Source organism: Clostridium sp. MD294 (assembly GCF_000364165.2).
Classification (GTDB): Bacteria; Bacillota; Clostridia; order Lachnospirales; family Anaerotignaceae; genus Coprocola.
Genome location: NZ_CP097810.1, coordinates 2166248 through 2184857 on the forward strand (window position 1 = coordinate 2166248; position 18610 = coordinate 2184857).

Annotated in this window: 15 protein-coding genes; 3 read left to right on the forward strand and 12 right to left on the reverse strand. The window is 30.5% G+C overall.

Annotated elements, in window-relative coordinates; genetic code table 11:
- Window positions 1-97: 97 nt before the first annotated feature.
- From C820_RS10830 to C820_RS10860, 7 genes are read right to left on the reverse strand one after another with little or no spacing between them, the layout of a single operon-like run.
- Window positions 98-694, reverse strand: a complete 597-nt coding sequence (locus C820_RS10830; protein WP_004033962.1) for a metallophosphoesterase family protein — start codon at window positions 692-694, stop codon at window positions 98-100.
- Between the two features lie 20 nt (window positions 695-714).
- Window positions 715-2625 carry a BMP family ABC transporter substrate-binding protein gene (locus C820_RS10835; RefSeq protein ID WP_004033961.1) on the reverse strand — a complete coding sequence of 637 codons (1911 nt, stop codon included), beginning with the start codon at window positions 2623-2625 and terminating at the stop codon, window positions 715-717.
- Window positions 2626-2646: 21 nt separating this feature from the next.
- Window positions 2647-4824 (reverse strand): alpha-galactosidase, encoded by a 2178-nt coding sequence (locus C820_RS10840; RefSeq protein ID WP_004033960.1) that lies wholly within the window; start codon window positions 4822-4824, stop codon window positions 2647-2649.
- 36 nt (window positions 4825-4860) lie between these two features.
- Window positions 4861-6660, reverse strand: coding sequence for an alpha-amylase family protein (locus C820_RS10845; protein ID WP_004033958.1), 1800 nt, complete (start codon window positions 6658-6660; stop codon window positions 4861-4863).
- Between the two features lie 32 nt (window positions 6661-6692).
- Window positions 6693-7544, reverse strand: a complete 852-nt coding sequence (locus tag C820_RS10850; protein WP_004033957.1) for a carbohydrate ABC transporter permease — start codon at window positions 7542-7544, stop codon at window positions 6693-6695.
- A complete protein-coding gene (locus C820_RS10855) occupies window positions 7541-8413 on the reverse strand; it encodes a carbohydrate ABC transporter permease (protein WP_004033956.1) in 873 nt (290 codons plus the stop codon). The genes C820_RS10850 and C820_RS10855 overlap by 4 nt, the downstream gene beginning before the upstream one ends.
- A gap of 1 nt (window position 8414) precedes the next feature.
- A complete protein-coding gene (locus C820_RS10860; RefSeq protein WP_004033955.1) occupies window positions 8415-9731 on the reverse strand; it encodes an ABC transporter substrate-binding protein in 1317 nt (438 codons plus the stop codon).
- 381 nt (window positions 9732-10112) lie between these two features.
- Between C820_RS10860 and C820_RS10865 the strand changes: the two genes are divergently transcribed.
- Together C820_RS10865 and C820_RS10870 are read left to right on the forward strand one after the other, a co-directional pair.
- On the forward strand, window positions 10113-10979 hold the full coding sequence (locus tag C820_RS10865; RefSeq protein WP_004033954.1) for an AraC family transcriptional regulator: 867 nt from the start codon (window positions 10113-10115) through the stop codon (window positions 10977-10979).
- A gap of 245 nt (window positions 10980-11224) precedes the next feature.
- Window positions 11225-12337: an ABC transporter ATP-binding protein gene (locus C820_RS10870; RefSeq protein WP_004033953.1), complete on the forward strand. Its 1113-nt coding sequence runs from the start codon at window positions 11225-11227 to the stop codon at window positions 12335-12337.
- 93 nt (window positions 12338-12430) lie between these two features.
- Here the strand turns inward: C820_RS10870 and C820_RS10875 are convergent, their stop codons facing one another.
- The 3 genes from C820_RS10875 to C820_RS10885 are packed head-to-tail and all read right to left on the reverse strand — an operon-like array spanning window position 12431 to window position 15752.
- On the reverse strand, window positions 12431-14422 hold the full coding sequence (locus C820_RS10875; protein ID WP_004033952.1) for a TIM-barrel domain-containing protein: 1992 nt from the start codon (window positions 14420-14422) through the stop codon (window positions 12431-12433).
- Window positions 14423-14452: 30 nt separating this feature from the next.
- Window positions 14453-15343, reverse strand: a complete 891-nt coding sequence (locus tag C820_RS10880) for a DNA/RNA non-specific endonuclease (protein ID WP_004033944.1) — start codon at window positions 15341-15343, stop codon at window positions 14453-14455.
- Complete coding sequence (locus C820_RS10885) at window positions 15336-15752, reverse strand: hypothetical protein (RefSeq protein WP_004033943.1); 417 nt, start codon at window positions 15750-15752, stop codon at window positions 15336-15338. The genes C820_RS10880 and C820_RS10885 overlap by 8 nt, the downstream gene beginning before the upstream one ends.
- 111 nt (window positions 15753-15863) lie before the next feature.
- Between C820_RS10885 and sigK the strand changes: the two genes are divergently transcribed.
- A complete protein-coding gene (sigK, locus tag C820_RS10890) occupies window positions 15864-16574 on the forward strand; it encodes an RNA polymerase sporulation sigma factor SigK (RefSeq protein WP_035295509.1) in 711 nt (236 codons plus the stop codon).
- A gap of 91 nt (window positions 16575-16665) precedes the next feature.
- Here the strand turns inward: sigK and C820_RS10895 are convergent, their stop codons facing one another.
- Entirely contained in the window at window positions 16666-17901 is a 1236-nt protein-coding gene (locus C820_RS10895) for a peptidase U32 family protein (protein WP_004033941.1), read from the reverse strand.
- Window positions 17902-17951: 50 nt separating this feature from the next.
- A complete protein-coding gene (locus C820_RS10900) occupies window positions 17952-18608 on the reverse strand; it encodes an O-methyltransferase (RefSeq protein WP_004033940.1) in 657 nt (218 codons plus the stop codon).
- Window positions 18609-18610 lie beyond the last annotated feature (2 nt).

Sequence of the window (18610 nt, forward strand, 5' to 3'; positions counted from 1 at the left end):
ACACCATTTTTATGCTTATTTTATGAATTTTTTATCGTCAAATTATTTCATATTACTGCATAAAAAAAGCAGATACGTAATTACGTATCTGTCTTTTTTATAGCTCATATTCAAATATATATCGTTCAAACGCATTAATAATATGTGTTTTGCCATATTGAATATTTCTTTTATATTCTCTCCCATAACTCATATGCACATGACCATGTATAAAAAAACGTGGCTGATATTGATTAAGTATAGAATGAAATGCTTCAAATCCTCTATGAGGTAAATCTTTGCCATCATTTAAACCATATGCTGGAGAATGTGTTAACAAAATATCAATTCCTCTGTTTTTTAGAATTTTCCATTTCATTTTTCTAACTCTTTCTGTCATCTCTTTTTGTGTATATTGATTTATTCCGTTATTGTATCTCATAGAACCGCCTAGTCCTAATATTCTAATTCCCTTATAAACATATATTTTATTTTCAATACAAATACAGCCTTCTGGTGCCTTCCATGCATATTTGTCGTCATGATTTCCTCTCACATATAATACAGGAACAGAAGAAACCGTTGCTAGAAAAGAAAGGTAGTCAGGGTCTAAATCTCCACTGGAAAGTATCAGCTCTATTCCATCAAGTTTTTCTTTTTGAAAATAATCCCATAAATATTTACTTTCTTCATCTGAAACCACCAGTATTTTCATATGACATTCCTTTACCTTCTCTACTCTACACCTTCTACTCCTTGCAATAATATCATAGGTTTTGCCTTCTCTTTCAAATCGTCCATTTTAGGAATAGAACCAATGACATTTTCAGCTAGCCAATTCATATTAATAATCTCTTCTGGTGACATACTTTTATTTTTATCTTTTTGTACAATGCCATTTTGAGAATAAAGTATACCAGAAAAAGGATTGAAATCGCCATTACAAATGGTTTTTCTTAACAATGCAATAAGTCTTGTTGTTCCAATAGGCAAATGTTTGGAACAGTATACATCTACAATACCTGCCGACATTCCCCACCAATAATTTAATCCCTTTTTATCATCTGATGGGTCATCATATTTCCAAGAACCATTCATAATATTTCTTATCATTTGTTCATAAAATTTCCCCCAATTCCATACAGGCATAGCAACATTTAAAGGGGATTTTTCTTCTGCTCTGTAAAGCCCAAAATGACAGCCTATTTCTACTGGAGTTAATATGTCCTTTCCTGAGATATATTCTACATCATTTTGTAAAAATTTTTCATTGATATTTTTTTGTTTTACTTTTGTCCATTCCAAATAAATTTGTGCTCTGGAATTTACCATTTTTGCTCCTAATGCAAAAGCATTGATATTTGCGATTGTTCCCCAAACAGGATAGTCGGCAATATATCCTATTTTTCCATTACTTGAAATCGCTCCTGCAATTGCTCCCATTAAAAACTTTGGTTCATACATTCTTGCATAATATGTTCTAATATGTCTATGAGCAGTATTTAAAGAACAGTTTAATATTTTTACATCAGTATGTTCCACTGCTGTTTTTAAACTTGCTTTTAAAAGTAATGGTGATGTTATAAATATTAAATTATTGCCATCTTCTACTGCTTTATTCAATAATTCATCTGCATTTTCTTCTGTTGCTTCTTCATAATAACTTGTGCTAATTTGTCCTGCAAACATTTTTTGTAAATATCTTCTACCTAATTCATGGGCATATGTCCAACCTGATTTTAGTATGGTACTTCCATAAATAAATGCTGCTCTTTGCTGAGGAACATTAACAGGTATTAGTCTCATAAAAAAATTCTTTTTATTTTCTAGCATAGGGGTCATTTGCAGTTCAATAGGGTCATCTGTCAGCAACAGTTTAAATTCATCCCACGATTTATTTACTTTCTCACGTATTTCAGACTGCTCCATATTGACTAAATCAGCATAATCATATATTTCCAAAAATGAAAGGAAAGCATCTCCTATCGTAATATTAAAACCTTGTCCTTTTTTCAATTGAAATTCTTTTGTAAATCTCGTAAATACAGAATTAAAATTATCCTTTTCACTTTCTGTCCATACAAAATCTGGTTTTTTTCCTGTTAGTCTTTGCAATTTTGCAAAACTGCCTTCTTTTGTAAACCATATATAATTGATACCAGAAAGTCTATAAAAGTCCATAAATTCATAATAAATTTTATTCTCTTTTTCTTCTGTTCTTGGTGGAATAATACGTATTACATTTGCTTGTATTGTTGCTGCTTTTAAGTATTTTAATACACTAACTCTTTTGTTTCCTTCTGCTACATAAAAGCGGTTCATATACTCATATGCTTGTATAGGGTCATGTATTCCTTCCTCAATATGAGATTGATATAAACGTATCCATTTATCAGAAAATTCTGTATGACATTCCATAACAGGATAAAAATTTTTACTAAAAGCATTTGCTCTGGCTTCTGTTTTTGTTCCAACAACTAACTCCATAGGTACTTGAACTAATCCAAGAGGCATTTCATTAAATGAAAATATATTTTGCTCTTTTAAAATGTTATCAAGCACTAAAGGCATTTTTCCTTCTTTTTTTCCAATACTTAATGCTTTTTCATAATTGATAAATGCTTCATTGCTCAGAGAATTTGACATAAGAACTCCCCTTTGTGTATTTTATACTTGTTTAATAAATATCATAGCAGCATCATAATTACATTGTGGTTTTGGTAAAACAATGCCTCCATTCATAAGTGCATAGCCAGTATATTTCTCACCATTTAGTTCATATACAGCTTGTTTTAAAAGTCCTTTCCATTTTACACGCATAGGAGAAGGATTTCCATGTAAATCTGTATACACCACACTTAACACAGCACTTTTTTTATCTTCTGATACATAACTCCATGCTGTAAAATCACTATTTTGAAAAGGAGAAGACAATCTATAATATTCCCCTTTTTGAAACAATTCATAGTGCTGATTATAAATTATAATTTGTTCTTTGGCACATTTTTTATCTTCTTCAGATATTACACTTAAATCCATTTCATACCCAAATGCTCCTTGCATTGCACAAATTCCTCTTGTTTTAAATGGAGTTTCTCTATTATTTTGTTCATTAGGACACTCTGATACATGAGATGCAACAGTAGACATAGGATAACCAAATGATGTACCATAATGAATTTTTAATCTTTCTATGGCATCTGTATTGTCACTACACCATATTTGTGGTGTATAATATAACATTCCTGCATCAAATCTTCCGCCGCCTCCGCTACAGCCTTCTATTAAAATTTGAGGATATTTTTTAACCACATATTCTAATACTTCATATAATCCTAATACATATTTATGACGTATTGTACCCTGTGCTGCTTGTGGGTCAGCAAAAGAATATAAATTATCAAGACTTCTATTCATATCCCATTTAATATATTCTATATTAGCAGAACTTAATATATCATCAATAGAATTCATAATATATTGTTTTACTTCCTGTCTTGATAAATCTAATACAAGTTGATTACGTCCTCTATTGGGGTCACGACCAGGAATTACCATAGCCCATTCTGGGTGCGTACGATAAAGGTCACTATCTTCTGAAACCATTTCAAATTCTACCCAAATACCAAATTTTAATCCCATTTGATTTATTTTTTCTACTAATTCTTTTAAAGAACAGCCTAATTTTTGTTCATTTGCATACCAGTCACCTAGTCCAGAATTGTCATCATTTCTTTTTCCAAACCAACCATCATCTAATACTAGCATATCTAATCCAATATCTGTTGCTTTTTCTGCGATAGAAAGTAATTTTTTTGCATCAAAATCAAAATAAGTTGCTTCCCAATTATTAATTAATATTGGTCTTTTTTTGTTTTTCCACCAGCTTCTGATTAAATTCTGTTCAAAAGCTTTTTTTAATCCATTTGACAAATCAGAAAAACCTTTATCTGTATAAAACATTACTGCTTCTGGTGTAACAAATGTTTCTCCTTTTTGAAGTGTCCAACAAAATTCATCATCATCTATTCCGCAAACAATTCTTGTTCCTTCTATTTGTGCTACTTCAGCTTGAATTTGATAACTACCACTATATAAAAGAGAAATTCCACAACAAATACCACTATATTCTGTTGTATCATTTTTGCATAATATAATATATGGATTATGCTGATGACTTGAAGTTCCTCTTTTACTGCTTATCTCTGTAATACCATGTACTAAATTACTGCGTTCAAACTGTCTTTCACAAGCGTGTTTTCCATAAAAGTGAATTAGCTGCATATCATTATCCATAAAGTCAATACACATACTCATTGCCCTTTTGATTTCAAGCATTTTTTTACTTTTATTTTCTATTATTGCTGCTCTTGTAATAACATTTTTTTGTTCAAACACTCCATAATATAGATGTACATAAATGTCTTCATATAAGTCTTTTAATATAACCTCTAATGTTTCTGCTTCTTCTCCAAACATTGCTGGAAGTCCTGTAAGCTGATATTTTCCTTTTGATATTTTATATTCTGAAAATCTCAAATCTAAAGAAGGTACATAATTTGTTAAATTTGCTTTTAAACACTTTATACGATAGTCACCATTGCCATGTACTGGATATTCTAATGGATAATAATCCATAGAATAGGTTCTTTCATTTCCAGCACCACTTGGCTGACCACAAAATCCACGATCTTCTGGTACTAACAAATAAGAATAATCGCTGTCATCTGTTGATACACCAAAATAGGTATGTAATAAAACACCATAATTGTCTATTTTCATTTGATAAGTAGAGCATTTTGTTTGTATTGTAAATGTTTTTGTTTTTTTATCAAATTTTATCATAGTGAAATTCCTTTCGTAAATTTTATAAAATATCAATTACATTAACCACAAATACTCATAAGGCCCTAACAATATTTGATTATCATTCAAATTTATTTTTCTTGCTGTAATAGCGTCTGTTAATTCTTCTTTTAGTCCAAACCAATTAAAACGATAGGTATCTACCCATTGTTCTTGTTCTGAAAAATTAGCTAGCATAATCATTTTGTCTTCTTTGTGAAAACCAAATACTGCTTTATTGCCCATATCTATTGGTATTGATTGTATATCAGAACGGAAAAAAGTACAATTTTTTCTAATATCAATCATTTTTTTAATACCATAAAATATTTTTGCCTCTATAGTAGAAATATCACAACGTTTTTCTGCTGCTATCCAATCCATGACGCCTCTATGAAGCCATCTGCTATCTCCTGCAATATCTTTTTGTGTTTTATAACTCCAGTCATTTAATTGTCCTATTTCATCTCCACTATACAAAAGTGGTATACCTGTATAAGATATGATAATAGAATTTAAAAGTAATATTCTTTTTATAGCAAGCTCTATTTTATATTGATGTTTTTCATTTAGTGCTTGTTCCAAACCACACATAGAAGCAAATGTTCCGCTATTTCTTGCATCTAATGTTACAGGATTAAATTCATATAATTCTCCTATAGAAAAACTTCCTGGATATTTTCCTAACATAAATTGTATCATAAATTGTTTATGTGCTTCTGGGTCAAAACCTATTTCTCTTAATATGTCTTGTTCAAATCCCCAGCCTATGTCATCATGACACCTTACATAATTTATCCATGCAGCATCTTTAGGTACATCATACTTTTTAGAAAGAGAACGTTCCATTAATCTGACATCTCTTGTTGCAATACTGTTCCATAGTAAAACCATTAAAGAAGCATTATACATTACATTACATTCTTTTTGTTCAGCATCTCCAAAATATTTTACAATTTCTTTTGGTTCAATAATGGCTTCTCCTAAAAATATTACTGATGGACATACTTCTTGTATAATGCTATACATCATTTTTAGAAGCGTATGCACATTAATATGGTTCATACAATTTGTACCTACTTCTTTCCACATATAAGGAATAGCATCTAATCTAAAAATATCAATTCCTTTATTTGCCAATGTAAGTAAAACTTCCACAATTTTATTAAATACTTTTGGATTTGCATAATTCAAATCCCATTGAAATTCATAAAAACGTGTCATAACATATTTTTTAATGTCATCATAATAAGTAAAATTTTTAGGTGCAACACCTGGAAAAATTTCCGTCATTGTTTTTTCATATTCTTTTGGAATAACGTCATCATCAAACATGAAATACATATTTTCAAAATCTTTATTCCCTTTTTTACACTCTTGTGCCCATATATGTTCTTTTGCAGTATGATTTAATACAAAATCAATGCAAGTACGTATTCCCTTTTGTTTTAACATTTTTACTACTTTTTGAAGCTGTTTCATATTTCCTAGACGTGGCTCTACATTCAAATAGTCTGAAACAGCATAACCTCCGTCGTTGTTGCCCTCTCTTGATTTTAGGAGAGGCATAAAATGTACATATGTGATACCTAATTCAACAAAATAATCTATTTTTTTCTCCATTTCATATAAGTCATTACAAAAACGGTCTACATATAGCATCATGCCAACCATTTTTTCAGATAAATACCAATCGTTTCCTAATTTATCTTGTTTTAATAGCCATGATGGTCTATCCGTTTTTGCTTTTTCAATAATGTCTAAAAGCTGGTTATAACACAAATCAGTATTTTTATTTTTTCCGTATATGTCATAATAACTCTGCTTCCATTCCATAATCTGCCTCTCCTATCATCATTTTACAAAACTTATTTTACAGCACCATTTACAACACCATTAATAATTTGTTTTTGACAAACAATATAGAATAATAATATTGGTATTAATGCAAGTATGTAAGATGCAAATGCTAAGTTGTAATTTGTACCAAATTGTGTCTGGAAATTCAACTGTGCTAATGGTAATGTATTTTTACCTGTACCAGACATAATAACAAGTGGTGTCATAACATCATTCCATGTACTCATTGCTGTCAATACTGCTACTGTTGCGTGCATTGGCTTCATCATAGGGAATATAATTGTCCAATAAATTTTCCATGTGCTTGCACCGTCTACTCTTGCTGCTTCTTCAATAGCAACAGGAATATTTGTTAAAAATCCTTTATAAAGCATTACATTTAAAGGCATATAAAATACAACATAAGAAAGTATAACACCTAATCTGTTTGCTATGCCCATTTGAGCAGTTTGTTTTACCAAAGGCATCATCAATATAGCAAATGGTACAAACATACCACTTACAATAAACATATAGATAATATTGTAAGCCTTACTTTTTTTCATACTTCTGCCTATAGCATATCCTGCCATACCATGTATTACAACAGCTAATACTACTGTTGCTACTGTAATTAAAAGACTATTTCCTAAAGAATTCCAAAAATCTGTTACTCTCATTGCTTCTTGGAAATTAGCGAAACTCCATTGTGCAGGCAATGACAATGCACCTGAAATATCATTTGTCATTTCAGAAGGTTGTTTCATAGAAATGATAACAGCCATATATAGTGGGAAAAATATAGTTAAGCAACCCAATATCAATAATATTGTGACTGGCCAGTTGACTGCTCTTGTTTGTTTATTGCCTTTGCTCATCATAACTGTTCCTCCTTTTTATTCATAACTGTCATCTGTACAACTGAAATTACTACAATAACTACGAAAAACAAAAATGCGTTAGCACTTTGGAAACCAAACTGTCCACCACTCATACCATTGTTATAAATCAAATAAGAAATAGACTCTGTACTTTGAGATGGACCACCTTTTGTTAATGCCATAACTTGGTCAAATACCATTAAAAAGTTTTTCATAGAAAGCACCATATTAATACCAAAGAAAGGTATAATTAGCGGGAATGTTAAATCTTTGAATTTTCTCCAGCCAGTAACGCCATCTATAGCACCTGCTTCATAAATATCTTCTGGAACAGTTTGTAAACCAGAAATATAAATAATTGTGTTCATGGCGATTGCTTGCCAACAGCCAACAATAACGATAGCAATCCATGCTTTTGATACACTAGAAAGCATACTACTGCTTAATGCTTCAATGCCAAGTGATTGACCTACTACTGGAAGTACATATGTAAATATAAAACTAAATATATAACCAACTACTAATCCACCTAATACGTTAGGTACAAAATAAATACCTCTTAATACACTTTTACCTTTTATTTTGCTATTAAGTCCCATTGCAATAATTAAGCTAATTACATTTGTCAATATAGTACCTAACAAAGCATATTTAAATGTAAACAAATAAGATTTTGCTACACGTGCATCTGTAAATAAATCAATGTAATTTCTTAATCCTACCCATTCATAAGAACCATAGCCTTTAAAATTAGTAAAACTATATATAAAACCTTTTATCAATGGTAATGTATTAAAACATACAAACAAAGCTACTACTGGAATTGTAATAAGAAGAAACGTACGTTCTCTATCTTTATCGCCTCTCATATTATTCTCCTCCTTCTGTTAACTTTTCAGGGTGTTCAGAGTAAAATTTCTGTACTTTTGCAATCAAATCTCTGTTATATCTTGCCCAATCTGCATCAAATTTTGTAAGGAATGTATCTGTAGCATTTTCACTATTATCTACTAAATAAGTTTGTATCATAGCATCTACAGCCATTTCAGCAGGATAATGGTGGTCTTGATAATCTGCCATTTTATCATTTTCAATATATGGTTTCATACCATCTAACATAGATGGAAGTTCAAAATCTCCTTTTTTACATGGTACTGCACTTTGGTCATCTAAATAAGTTTGAATGTTTTCATCTTCATATAGGAAATTAAGCACTTCATATATTGCTTCTTTTTTGTCTTCATTTCCTGCCATAACAGACCACTGTAAGTCATTACCAGAGTTCAAAACATTTTCTTCTTTGTTATTACTTGCTGGGAATACAAAAGAGTCAATGTTAATATCTGGATTAACAGATTTTATTTGTGGTACTGCATAGCTTCCTATAACATACATTACAGACTCTCCTCTTGCAAATGCAGTACAAGCATCATTATAACTATAAGCAACTGGGTCTGGCTGAGCATATTTTAAAAGTGACTTTGTAATTTCTGCTACAGGTCTATAACCTTCAGAAAATGTTGCTAAACCTGCATTTACTTGTGAACAAATTTCAGCATCTGCCACATCTACTGCAATAGCATTCCATGGTGCTAATGTAGTCCATGTATCTCTAAAACCAAAATACAAAGGCTGCATACCTTTTTTCTGTATGTCTTCACAAAGTTTATAAAATTCATCTAATGTTTCTGGAATTTTCCAACCATTTTCATTAAAGATATCTTTGTTATACAATACACCTGCAGCATTTGCCATATAAGGAACTGCATATATTCCATCTAAAGGAATAAACTCTAATTGTTTGTTAATTTTCAAATAAGAGTCCTTTATGTTTGACAGTCCTTCAAAATCTGAAATATCCATAAGCATTTCAGCATCTAAGAAATTAGAATAATTGATGTCGCCACCAATACCTATAATTTCTGGATAATCCTCTCTGACAAATCTTGTTTTCAATATTGTCATCGCATCATTAGGAGAATCAATCACCAACTCAATATTATCATGGGTTGCATTAAATTTTTCCTCCAAAGCCTCAAACGCTTTTACCGCTTCAGGTTTGTATTGCACAATTTCAATCACTGTCTTTCCAGACGCTGTTTCTGTGCTACAACCTGACAGTAGTGCAGTTGAAAACATTGCTCCTATTAGAAGAATACTGCCAACTGTTTTCATTCGTGATTTCATAAAAATTTCCTCCTCTCTTTTTTTACCTTGCCCTTTTTACATTTTTTTGTGCTAAAACTATGTATTTTTCGCCCATAGTTTTAAATTTTTTATCATTATAACATATTGTTCTGTATATATTGAATAGCATCAAATCAGTGTTTTTATGGCATATTGCTATTTTTCTAATTTTATATGCAGTTAATATGGCATTTTGGTATATTTTGATATATAATATAGGGTAGTTATTAAAGATATGATTAATTTACTTATGAAATTTACTCAATATGTATTTAAAAAACATCGAATACACAGTGCAAAATTATACACTTCACTAATGTTTTTCTGTTCGTTGTTGTTTATACTGCTTGTAGTAAAAAAAATTACGTTAGGAGAAAGCTTATGGAAAAAATTATGAATAACGCCATCTTTTCAATATTTCCCAATGAAAATTTTATTGACCTTTGCCTATATCAATATGGTTGGGAAAAATGTACTCCTTCTCATTCTTTTGGTCCTGCTTCACGCAATCACTATTTGTTTCATTATGTGATATCAGGAACAGGTACACTTATGGCTGACAATAGCCACAAAATTACACAAAATTATCAACTAAAGCCAAGACAAGGATTTATGATTTTTCCAGGTCAAACAAATATGTATGTTGCTTCAAAAGAAACTCCTTGGGAATATATTTGGCTGGAATTTGATGGACTCCGTGTAAAAGAAGCATTAGAAATTGTTGGTTTATCTGTTAATAATCCTATTTATCGTTCTCATTCAGATGAACTACAAAACAATATGCTACATGAAATGAATTACATTGTGCATCATAGAGATTGTTCTCCTTTTCATTTAATAGGACATTTATATTTATTTCTTGATTATCTTACTCGTTCTATTGCACCTATGTGTACAAAATGTCACAATAAACTGCGTGATTTTTATTTAAAAGAAGCAATTTCTTATATTGAATTAAATTTTCAAAATGATATTTCTGTAGAAGATATTGCAGAAAATTGTGGCTTAAATAGAAGTTATTTCGGTAAAATATTTAAAGATGCTGTTGGAAAATCTCCTCAGGAATTTTTAATCAATTATCGTATGGTAAAAGCAACAGAATTGCTTCGTTTAACACAGTTGTCTGTACAAGAAATTGGTATCGCTGTAGGTTATCCTAATGCTCTTCACTTTTCAAGGGCATTTAAAAATATTTATGGCGTTTCTCCTCGCACATGGCGTATACAAAAAGGAATTTTATTGCAATAATTGAGTATAATCATACAAAATAGATACCTTCTATAATCTATTAATTTTTAGTAAAATGCTCTTTTATATACCAAAATGCAATGTGAATTTCATATAAATATAGAAAAATAGCAATATGACATAAAAACACTTATTTGATGATATTCTATAGCAGCATATTGATATGTTATGATAATAAAAAGACAAAGAACGTTGCAATTTTTACTAAAAATTTTATAATATGGCAAGAGAAGGAGGATAATAATATGGCAAGTATATCTTTAAAAAACATTTGTAAAAAATATCCAAATGGTTATGAGGCAGTAAAAAATTTTAATATGGAAATAGAGGACAAAGAATTCATTATATTCGTTGGTCCTTCTGGCTGTGGAAAGTCCACAACATTGCGTATGGTTGCAGGACTTGAAGATATTTCTTCTGGTGAATTGCTTATTGATGGAAAATTAGTAAATGACATGGAACCAAAAGACCGTGATATTGCTATGGTTTTTCAAAATTATGCTCTTTATCCACATATGACTGTCTATGAAAATATGGCATTTGCATTGAAACTTCGTAAAACTCCACCAGCAGAAATTGACCAAATGGTACATAATGCAGCAAAAATATTAGACCTTGAAAAATTATTAGAACGTAAACCTAGTGCTTTATCTGGTGGTCAAAGACAGCGTGTTGCTATGGGTCGTGCTATTGTTCGTAATCCAAAAGTATTTTTAATGGACGAACCTCTTTCTAACTTAGATGCAAAATTGAGAGTACAAATGAGAGCAGAAATTTCTAAATTACATCAAAGACTTGGTACTACAATTATATATGTTACACATGACCAAACAGAAGCTATGACATTAGGAACACGTATTGTTGTTATGAAAGATGGTATTGTACAACAAATAGATACACCACAAAATCTTTATAATCATCCTATAAATCTTTTTGTTGCTAGTTTCATTGGTTCTCCTCAAATGAACTTTTTAGATGCTATTTGTAAAATAAATGGTAATCAAGCAAGTTTAAAAGTAGGAGATTATACTATAGAGCTTCCAGAGCAAAAAGCAAAAGCGTTAGTTGACGGTGGATACGCAGATAAAACGGTAGTAATGGGTATTAGACCAGAAGATATTTATGACTCTCAAGAAATGCTTGAAAAATTCTCAAATAGTATTATAGAGTCCACTGTTAATATTTCTGAATTATTGGGTGCAGAAGTTTATTTATATTTTGACGTTCAAGGTACAAGTTTGACTGCAAGAGTTGCTCCAACTACAGACGCTCATACTGGTTCTAAAGTACGTTTTGCTTTAGATGTAGATAAAATACACGTTTTTGATAAATCAACGGAATTAACAATAGTAGATTAATCATCATTTAGCATACTTTTCTAAATTATTGTATAAGATACCATATCAAAAAACTTCCCTTTTGTTTGGGAAGTTTTTTGTATTTATAATTTGTTATTCATATTTCATTGTTTTATAATTTTGTTGTTGATATTGTTTTGTAATACCATCATCGTCGTAAAGTAAATATTCACTATTTTTATATCCATACAATTTCATATTTTCTGTATCAATTTGTTCTACATATTCCGCTGCTTGAGCAATAGGGATACAACAGCCCTTTCTTACAAACAATGCAACTTCATCTAATTCTATATCAATATAATGATATCCTTTTTGATATACATTTGTATGAATTGTTCCATCTGATAAAAATTTTATCATCATCATTTCTTCTGGCAAATACACACAACGGCCTTTAACATTTTGTGTATAAACGGGTGCAATCATTATTTCATTTCCTATTAGAAGTTGGTCTTCTATTTCTTTAGCGATTTCATCATTTTGATATACAAATGACAAAGGTTTAAAATACATATCATATTGTAATGCTGCTTTCATATATTCACTATAAATATATGGTATCAATCTGTATCTTATTTCTATTAAACGTTTAAATTCCTCTATTCTTTCAAATTGATAACATTCTTGTCTTCTTGTACCTTCTGCAGAATGGTTTCTCATAAGAGGGGTAAATATTCCAAAAGCAAGCCATCTAAGCAGCAACTCTCTTGTTGTATCTGCTCCAAAACCTCCTATATCTGCTCCTGTATATAAAAATCCGCACATATTTAAAGAAGGCATCATTTTGATATTTAATAAAAGATGAGACCACCATGACATATTATCTCCTGTCCATATTCCGCCATATCTGTGCATACCAATATAAGAAGAACGAGAAAATAATAAATATCTGCGGTTATTGTCAATTTCCTGCAAACCCTCTGCTGCTGCCCTTGTCATATTGTATCCATATAAATTATGTACTTTGTCATGTCTTATTTTTTTCCCATTTATAGTATGATAAAATGCACGATAGTCAGAAGGATTATTTGCTAAATATCGTAAATTATCTCTCATAAACCAAGTATCTTCTTTAGAAGGCTGTTTTTCAATAAATTCTTTCATATCTTTTTTTATTCTTTCAATGCCTTCTGGTGTATAAAATATTGCTGGTTCATTCATATCATTCCAAAAACCTTCTATGCCTTTATCTGTTAAAATTTTATATTTTGAGCCGAACCACTTTCTCGCCTCTTTATTTAGTACATCTGGAAAATGGGTATCATTTGGCCATACCGCTGCAACAAAATCACTTCCATCTTCTCTTTTACAAAAATAATTATTTTTTACACCTTCTTCATAAATAGAATAGCCCTTTTCAATTTTGACACCAGCATCTATAATAGGAATTAGTCTTAAATTATTTTGTTTCATCTCTTTTACAAATTCTTCAAAATCACTAAAATTTTGTTCATTTAATGTAAAATCTTTAAAATCCTGCATATAGTCAATATCCATATATACCATATCAATAGGTATATGGTTGTTTCTATATTCTTTTGCCACTTCTCTATAGTCTTGTTTTGTTTTGTATCCCCATCTACTTTGAGCATAGCCAAATGCAAATTTAGGAGGAATATAACTTTGTCCTATCAATTTACGAAATTGTTTTACAATGTCATAAGTATTTTCTCCTTCTATAACATAAAGTGCTACATCACAATATTCACACTCTATTTTTAATTTGTCACTATGAGTATATCCTATATCAAAACAAACAGAAGAAGGATAATCTACAAATAAACCGAAATTTTCTTTTCCTGAAATTACTATAAAATTATGTGCTCCATATAGTGAAGTTTTATGTTCTGTGTGTTCGGGGTCATCTGTACAATTACTAATATAAATATATCCTCTTTTGTTAATGCCTCTATTATTTTGTCCTAAACCAAATATCATATCTTGTTTTGACATTTCATATTCAAAACAAAATTTTTGTTCGCAGTATACCTTGCCATATTTAGGATTACTTTCTGTTTTTTCAATATCTACTACAACGGCTTCTGTTTCAAATGGAGTACCAAAAACATATTTTTTTATCATTGTTATTCCCCTTTCTAAATTAGTATATTATTATGGTTTGCATACACCACATGGTGAATAGCCTTTTAATATAAGTTCCTCTCTTGTTGCAGTATATTGTTGTCTACTTTCTGCTTTAATTGTTTTTGCACTAGAACAATCTTCTTTATGGAACTTTTTGGAATTTGTATTTAATATGTAATTTTGACTATTTATTGTAACAGTAGTACTATTTTGTTCTACACCTTGTTTACTTTCTCCAGTTTTATAATCTAGCACAATGCCCGGTTGACTATTGTAACAAAATACATTGAATAAAATATCTTCTCCATTGTCTTCTACAGACTCTGCTTCTATTTGTACACCTGTAGCTAAAAGATTGTCGCCTTCAAAAAGAGGTGTTACTCTATATAAAACATGATTGTTTGTTTCTTTTATATAGTCTGCAACCATATTTTCAAATGGAAGCATAGCTTCTACATTTAAGTATCTTGTTCCAGTAATCAGATTTTTTTCATTTGCATTTTCTCCTGTTAATTGAAAACCAATTAAATGACATCTGTTATAAAGATATTTTCCGTCAACATTGTCATATTTTATACTGTGCCAACCTGTTGGTTTTACATGACTAATAGAACCTCTTTCTTCCGTAGGCATAATGTCCTTTCCAATATTTGCAAAAGCAACACCACATCTACCTAAGCTGTCTAAATCACTATAACTTTCAAAAGAATTTGTGTTAAAATATTTTTGCTCAAAATTAGGCTCATTATTATTTATAACAACATAAGGCTCTCCAGAATATTTTGGCAATGTTTCCATGCTAATGACAGTAGATGATTGTGTAGCTTGAGAAATGGCGTCTAAATTACCACAGGCTACTGCAAAAATCAGTGTAATAAGAGTAAATAGTAAAACAATACTTTTTCTTTTTTTATTCATTTGTATAAACCTCCTCTGTAATAATATCATGAGAGTTTCCTTTTATATCAGTTGTTTTTTCTAATTTCCATTTATTTTGGTCCAACGGAAATTGAAAATAAGTGTCTGCGGGATATGTTCTATTCCATCTATATAATATGATTTTTTGAATATTGTTTTGATAATCTAATACTACTGTATTTTCTACAAAGCAATAGTCATTTTCTGATGCAATTTCTAAAAAATTATTTTGTACTATAATATGTTCTTTTTGTTCTTCTGAAAACAATTTTGCAGAATAGTCATTCATCAATAGTTTTTTCCCTTTTATTACCTCCATAATATGTTGATACAAGGCAATATCTCTGCTTTGCCTTCTATTGTGAAATAACATACCATTATTGTCATCAACACACACTATAATTATCACAATAATGCCTCCTTTCTTTTTTTAAATAATTTATATCATTTTTATTATCATAACATAAAAATATTATTTTAGACACGCACATTTTCAAAAATTTATTCATAAAATAAATTAATGACTCCTTTAGGAGGTGTGGCTGTGCTTACAGTAATATTTAGCACGTTTTTTATGTTTTCTTTTGTATCAGGAAGTAGTTCTTTTCCCAAACCCCTATCAGCAGAAGAAGAAAAAAAATACATCTCGCAATTTGAAACAGGTACAGAGGAGGAAAAACAGCAAGCAAAAAATATACTAATAGAGCATAATTTAAGATTAGTAGCACACATTGCTAAAAAATATAATGGTTTTCAAAAAGACCAAGAAGATTTTATTTCAATAGGCACTATCGGTTTAATCAAAGCAGTTTCTTCTTATCATTCTGAAAAAGGAATTCGCTTAGCAACATATGCTTCTCGTTGTATTGAAAATGAAATTTTAATGGCACTTAGAGCTTCTAAAAAATATAGTCAAGATATTTCATTGCAAGACCCTATTGGAACAGATAGAGATGGTAACGAAATTGTTATGCTAGATATTATCAGTGCTGAAAATGATAATATTGCAGAACAAATTGATTTAAAAATACAGACCAAACAGCTTTACAAAAATCTAAAATCTGTTCTCAAAGATAGAGAACAACTTGTAATAGAATTACGGTATGGATTATATGGCGAAAAAGAAGTTACACAACAAGAAATTGCCAAAATGTTGGGTATCTCTCGTTCTTATGTTTCTCGTATAGAAAAAAAGGCATTAAAAAAATTATATGCAGAAATGAAACAATAATTATATTGGGCATTTTGCCCTTACATAGATTTTTTTGAAATAAAAAAAGCAGTAAAAATATACTGCCCTTTTCTATCACATACTTTATAAACTATTCTAAAACAGCTTTTCTCATCATATCAAATTCTTTTACTGGCCTATCAAACTGTACTTTTAATATCTGTTGAGGGTGTGGTGCAGATAAAATTTTCTCTCCTTGCTCATTCCACATATTTTCTACTTTCATAGAAAAAGAAATTCCTTTCGCTGGCATTACTTCAATTACTTCTCCAACAGAAAATTTATTTCTTTGTTCTACAATAGCACAGTTATTTTTATCAGAATTTTGTTTTATCATGCCTATAAAATCGTATTCTCTAATATAACTGTTATTAGTATAAACCTGCTGATTGCCGTCAGGCTTCCCATAATAAAATGCTGTTGTATAATCTCTATGGCTTGCTTTTGAAACTTCCTGCATATATAAAGGAATATTTTGCTGATATTTTTCGACATTTTCAAAATAATCGTCAATTGCCATGCGATATGCTTTTATTACAGTTCCTACATAAAAAGGTGTTTTCATTCTTCCTTCAATTTTTAAACTTACAACACCTGCGTCTATCAAATCAGGAATATGTTCTAGCATACAAAGGTCTTTTGAATTATAAATATAAGTACCTCTTTCATTCTCTTCTATAGGCATATATTCTCCCGGCCTTGTTTCTTCCACTAAATGGTATTTCCATCTGCAAGGGTGAGCACAAGCTCCTTTATTGGCATCACGGTTACTTAAGTAATTGCTCAGAAGACATCTTCCTGAATAAGAAATACACATAGCACCATGTACAAAAGCCTCTATGTCCATATCCTGTGGTATATTTTGACGAATTTGTTTAATTTCTTTTAGAGAAAGCTCTCTTGCTACTACAATTCTTTTTGCTCCTAACTGATACCACATTTGTGCACTTTTATAATTTGTATTATTTGCTTGTGTAGAAATGTGTATTTCTAAATCAGGTGCTGCTTCTTTTGCTACAGAAAACACGCCTAAATCTGAAATTAAAATAGCATCTGCACCCATATGCTGCACTTGCTTAAAATATTCCGCCATACCTTCAAAATCTGCATTATGGGCATAAATATTGGCTGTTACATATACTTTTACACCATGTGCATGAGCAAAATCAATACCTTCTTTCATATTGTCTATGTCAAAATTTTTTGCTTTTGCTCTTAAGCCATAAGCTTCTCCTCCAATGTATACTGCATCTGCACCATAAAGTACAGCTATTTTTAATTTTTCTAAATCACCTGCTGGTGCTAATAACTCTGGCTTTTGTATCATTTTTTTCTCCTTTATTTCTTTGTTTAAATCCACTTTTTTCATTAAAATTATCATTCATCACTTTTTTTATAGCAAACTGCTACACCATCTCCCACTGGCAATATACAGGACTCCAATGCTGCATGGTGGGAAATATCCCATAAAAAGTTTCTCATTCTTTTGTGTATTGTTCTTTGTCTTCTTGGAACACTAAAACGTGTTTTAGCAATGCTGCCTCCTTGTAAAACATCATCTACAATCAATATACCTCCTACGGGCAAAAGACGTATACAGTGTGGCAAAAAATTGCCATACTGTCCTTTTGCTGCATCTAAAAATATTACATCATATTTTTCCTGCAGTGTAGGCAGTATATCTGCTGCATCTCCCTCCAATATTGTAATCACATTTTCTAAATTCATTTTTTTAATATTTTCTCTTGCATCTTTAAGCATTACTTCAAAACGGTCTATTGTTGTAATAGTACCTCCTTGTTGCAAATATTGGCTCATAAGACCAGCCGAAAAAGCAACTGCTGTACCAATTTCAAGTATTTTTTTTGGTTTTTTAATAGAAAGTAATACACTTAAAAGCCTTGCTGTTTCATGAGGTATAATAGGCACATCTTCCGCAATAGATTTTTTTTGTATTTCTCCTAATATACCATCATACATTGGTTGTACTGTTCTTAAATACAAATTCATTTCTTCATCTGTTACATAATTCATAC

Bases quoted from the DNA above. Each gene is read 5' to 3' on its own strand.
- C820_RS10830 (WP_004033962.1), bottom strand. From the start codon at position 694: ATGAAAATACTGGTGGTTTCAGATGAAGAAAGTAAATATTTATGGGAT.
- C820_RS10835 (WP_004033961.1), bottom strand. From the start codon at position 2,625: ATGTCAAATTCTCTGAGCAATGAAGCATTTATCAATTATGAAAAAGCA.
- C820_RS10840 (WP_004033960.1), bottom strand. From the start codon at position 4,824: ATGATAAAATTTGATAAAAAAACAAAAACATTTACAATACAAACAAAA.
- C820_RS10845 (WP_004033958.1), bottom strand. From the start codon at position 6,660: ATGGAATGGAAGCAGAGTTATTATGACATATACGGAAAAAATAAAAAT.
- C820_RS10850 (WP_004033957.1), bottom strand. From the start codon at position 7,544: ATGATGAGCAAAGGCAATAAACAAACAAGAGCAGTCAACTGGCCAGTC.
- C820_RS10855 (WP_004033956.1), bottom strand. From the start codon at position 8,413: ATGAGAGGCGATAAAGATAGAGAACGTACGTTTCTTCTTATTACAATT.
- C820_RS10860 (WP_004033955.1), bottom strand. From the start codon at position 9,731: ATGAAATCACGAATGAAAACAGTTGGCAGTATTCTTCTAATAGGAGCA.
- C820_RS10865 (WP_004033954.1), top strand. From the start codon at position 10,113: ATGGAAAAAATTATGAATAACGCCATCTTTTCAATATTTCCCAATGAA.
- C820_RS10870 (WP_004033953.1), top strand. From the start codon at position 11,225: ATGGCAAGTATATCTTTAAAAAACATTTGTAAAAAATATCCAAATGGT.
- C820_RS10875 (WP_004033952.1), bottom strand. From the start codon at position 14,422: ATGATAAAAAAATATGTTTTTGGTACTCCATTTGAAACAGAAGCCGTT.
- C820_RS10880 (WP_004033944.1), bottom strand. From the start codon at position 15,343: ATGAATAAAAAAAGAAAAAGTATTGTTTTACTATTTACTCTTATTACA.
- sigK (WP_035295509.1), top strand. From the start codon at position 15,864: ATGACTCCTTTAGGAGGTGTGGCTGTGCTTACAGTAATATTTAGCACG.
- C820_RS10895 (WP_004033941.1), bottom strand. From the start codon at position 17,901: ATGATACAAAAGCCAGAGTTATTAGCACCAGCAGGTGATTTAGAAAAA.
- C820_RS10900 (WP_004033940.1), bottom strand. From the start codon at position 18,608: ATGAATTATGTAACAGATGAAGAAATGAATTTGTATTTAAGAACAGTA.